Raw genomic sequence first — 4,629 nt, forward strand, 5'->3', positions numbered from 1 at the left:
AAGTACAAGTCAAAGACAAGAGCTATACTGATCTTGCAGGCAATGCAGGTACAGCAGGTGATGACGAAGTTGTTACGATTAAAATCAACAGCGTAACACCAGACAGCACCAGCGGTGGTTCAAAAATCACAGGGACAACCAAACCAGGTAATACAGTTGAAATCAACGTACCGGGTCATGATGCACCATATACAGTGACTGCAGATCAAAACGGGGATTGGACCATCATCACTGATGAGCCATTGAAAGATACCGATACCATCACTGCGAGCACACCGGATCAAGACCAAGCAGCAACCACAGATACAGTGCCATTGCCATTTATTAGCATTGATGTGATTGCGGGTGATGACATCATTAACGAAGGTGAGCTTGCAGCATTAACCGATGAAAATGGTTTAGTGACCATTACCGGTACAGTGAGCAATCCATCAGCGGATCTTGTGATCAACTTTAATGGTCAAGAATATTCAGGTGATCAAGTAACAGTAACGCCTGATGGCCAATGGAGCATTAAAGTTCCAGCATCAAGCGTTCAGGAAAACAATAACGTGCTTGCAGGTGGTGAGCTTGTGCTAGAAGATGGCACAACAATCACCATTGAAGATGCAACACGTCCAGTGGGTACAGACACCACTGCACCAGCTGTCAGTGTTGAAGTTGCACCGGGTTACAACAACCCAGTGGCAGAAACTGCGACCATTACCTTCACTAAACCAGTAACAGGGTTTGACGAATCTGACTTAATTGTTAGCGGTGCAAGCATTGTTCCAGGTAGCTTAAAACAAAATGCAGATGGCACGTGGACTGTTGAATTGACAGGTGCAAAACAAGGTCAGCCGGTCTATGTTGAAGTGAAAGACAAGAGCTATACCGACCTTGCAGGTAACCCAGGTCAGTCAGACAGTGATGAGATCGTCACGATCAAAATCAACACAGTGACTCCACAAGCTGCAACAGACAGCACACCTGCAGGCAGTAAAATTACAGGGACAACCAAACCAGGTAACACGGTTGAAATCCAAGTTCCTGGCCGTGATGAACCATACAGTACTGTTGCAGATCAAAACGGTAATTGGACCATCATCACTGATGAGCCATTGAAAGATACCGATACCATCACTGCGAGCACACCGGATCAAGACCAAGCAGCAACCACAGATACAGTGCCATTGCCATTTATTAGCATTGATGTGATTGCGGGTGATGACATCATTAACGAAGGTGAGCTTGCAGCATTAACCGATGAAAATGGTTTAGTGACCATTACCGGTACAGTGAGCAATCCATCAGCGGATCTTGTGATCAACTTTAATGGTCAAGAATATTCAGGTGATCAAGTAACAGTAACGCCTGATGGCCAATGGAGCATTAAAGTTCCAGCATCAAGCGTTCAGGAAAACAATAACGTGCTTGCAGGTGGTGAGCTTGTGCTAGAAGACGGCACAACAATCACCATTGAAGATGCAACACGTCCAGTCGGCAAAGATACAACACCACCAAGCGTGATTGTGAAGATTGATCCTCAAGGTAACATCTTCATTAAATATGAAGATGATGTAGATTCATCTACGATTAACCCTGAAGATATTTTAATCACAGATGCAAATGGCCAACCTGTTCATGTGACCTTAGAGCCATCCATTGATGGACTCACCTATACGGCTCAACTTCCAGATGACATCAATACTGAAGTCACCGTGATTGTGCCTGAAGGTTCATATCAAGATGTAAATGGTAATAACGGTCAAAAAGGTCAGGCATCTACACTTGTCGATACCGATGCACCATCAGTGATTGTTACGATTGATGAAGACGGCACGATCACCGTGAAATACGAAGATGATGTTAATCTTGAATCAATCGATCCGAAAGACATCTTGGTTACTGATTCAGAAGGTAATCCTGTTGAAGTTGAATTCACTCCATCAGAAGATGGTTTAACCCTTGTAGGTAAAGCCCCTGAAGGCATGGATGAAAGCATCACAGTTGTTGTTCCTGAAGGTTCATACACGGACTTAACAGGTAATGAGGGTAGCGAAGGTACTGCAACAGATCCAATCGATACCGATGCGCCATCTGTAACAGTAACGATTGATGAAAACGGCACCATCACTGTTCAATACGAAGATGACGTTGATCCTGAATCGATTGATCCAAAAGACATCGTTGTGACTGACAAAGATGGCAACCCTGTTGAAGTTGAATTCACACCATCAGAAGATGGCTTAACCCTCATCGGTAAAGCGCCTGAAGGCATGGATGAAAGCATCACAGTTGTTGTTCCTGAAGGTTCATACACGGACTTAACAGGCAATGAAGGTAGCAAAGGTGAAGATAGCCAAGCGATTGATACTGATGCACCGTCTGTAACAGTTACGATTGATGAAGACGGCACCATCACTGTTCAATACGAAGATGACGTTGATCCTGAATCGATTGATCCAAAAGACATCATTGTGACTGATTCAGAAGGCAATCCAGTTATCGTTGACTTCACCCCATCAGAAGATGGCTTAACCCTCATCGGTAAAGCGCCTGAAGGCATGGATGAAAGCATCACAGTTGTTGTTCCTGAAGGTTCATACACTGACTTAACAGGTAATGAAGGTAGCGAAGGAGCTGCAACAGATCCTATCGATACCGATGCACCGACTGTTGTTGTGACCATCTATGAAGACGGCACCATCACCGTGAAATACGAAGATGATGTTGATCCATCTACGATTGATCCAAAAGACATCTTGGTTACTGACAAAGATGGCAATCCAGTTATCGTTGACTTCACCCCATCAGAAGACGGCTTGACCCTCATTGGTAAAGTCCCTGAAGGTATGGATGAAAACATTACTGTTGTTGTTCCTGAAGGTTCTTATGCAGATAAGACCGGTAATGAAGGTACTAAAGGTCAAGACAGCCAAGCTGTAGATACTGTAGCTCCGACTGCTGAAGTCATCATTGCTCAACCAGGTGAAGATCGCACAACCACTACAGCAACGATCAAATTCTCTGAAGAAATCGATCCAGCAAGCTTCTCTACGACTGATTTAACGGTTACAGGCGGTCAAATCACCGGGCTGGAACAAATTGATGAAACCACTTGGGAAGTTGAGCTGAAAGTTGAACCAGGTGTGACTGCTTCTGTGACTGTGAAAGACGACAGTTATACAGATGTAGTGGGTAACCTCGGTTCAGGTGATCAAGATCAATTGATTACGATTAAGATCACAGGTGTAACGCCTGAGAAAGATGTTGACGGTAAAATCTCAACTAACATCACAGGTCAAACAGAGCCAAATGCTGATGTCTTGGTGACTGTACCGGGTCAAACAGATCCTGTACCTGCCAAAGCAGATGAAAATGGTATCTGGACAGTCAATGTTGAAGGTGAATTGGTGGATGGCAATGAAGTGACTGCAACCACTTCATACCAAGACAAAGCGGGTAATACCGTGACACCTGCTGACGAAGTTGAATTGCCATACGTCTACATCAACCCAATGGGTGGTGATGATGTGATCAATGAAGAAGAACTTGCTGAGATCACAGTGACTGTCGATGGCAAAGACTACGTTGAAGTAACGGGTACGATCAGTAATCCAAAAGCTGATTTGACTGTGAACTTCAATGGCCAAGATTACACAGGCGATCAGGTCACGATTACTGAAGATGGCCAATGGTCGATCTTGGTACCTGTTGAAGAGGTGAAATCAAGCAACACGATTACAGCACAAGCAGAAACAGAAACAGCCACTTCGAATGAAGCGATCCGTAATCCTGATCTCGACAATCAAGCACCGACTGTTGTTGTGACGATTGATGAAGACGGTACCATCACCGTGAAATACGAAGATGATGTTGATCCATCTACGATTGATCCACAAGACATTGTTGTGACCGATAAAGATGGCAACCCTGTTGAAGTTGAGTTTACTCCATCAGAAGACGGCTTAACCCTCATCGGTAAAGCACCTGAAGGATTAGATGAAAAGATCACAGTTAAAGTGCCAGAAGACTCTTATGCAGATAAAGCAGGTAACTTAGGTGAGCAAGGTACAGCAACTGCAACAGTTGATACCGATGCACCATCTGTGACTGTTACGATTGATGAAAATGGTACCATCACCGTGAAATACGAAGATGATGTTGATCCTGAATCGCTTGATCCTAAAGATATTGTTGTAACTGACAAAGATGGCAATCCAGTTATCGTTGACTTCACCCCATCAGAAGATGGCTTAACCCTAGTGGGTAAAGCGCCTGAAGGCATGGATGAAAGCATCACAGTTGTTGTCCCTGAAGGTTCATACACTGACTTAACAGGTAATGAAGGCAAAGAAGGTACAGCAACAGATTCAATCGATACTGATTCGCCATCTGTAACGGTAACCATTGATGAAAACGGCACCATCACTGTTCAATACGAAGATGATGTTGATCCTGAATCGATTGATCCAAAAGACATTGTAGTTACTGACAAGGATGGCAACCCTGTTGAAGTTGACTTCACGCCATCAGAAGACGGTTTAATCCTCATCGGTAAAGCGCCTGAAGGCATGGATGAAAGCATCACAGTTGTTGTCCCTGAAGGTTCATACACTGACTTAACAGGTAATGAAGGCAAAGAAG

The 4,629-nt window shown here is 44.2% G+C and carries 1 protein-coding gene; it reads left to right on the top strand.

Going from position 1 to position 4,629, the window contains the following annotated elements; all coding sequences use genetic code 11:
- Positions 1-4,629, top strand: a 4,629-nt coding sequence (locus AC1M9H_RS14270) for an Ig-like domain-containing protein (RefSeq protein ID WP_481613639.1), incomplete at both ends; no start/stop codon positions are given.

This window comes from Acinetobacter sp. ANC_7512 (assembly GCF_056779935.1).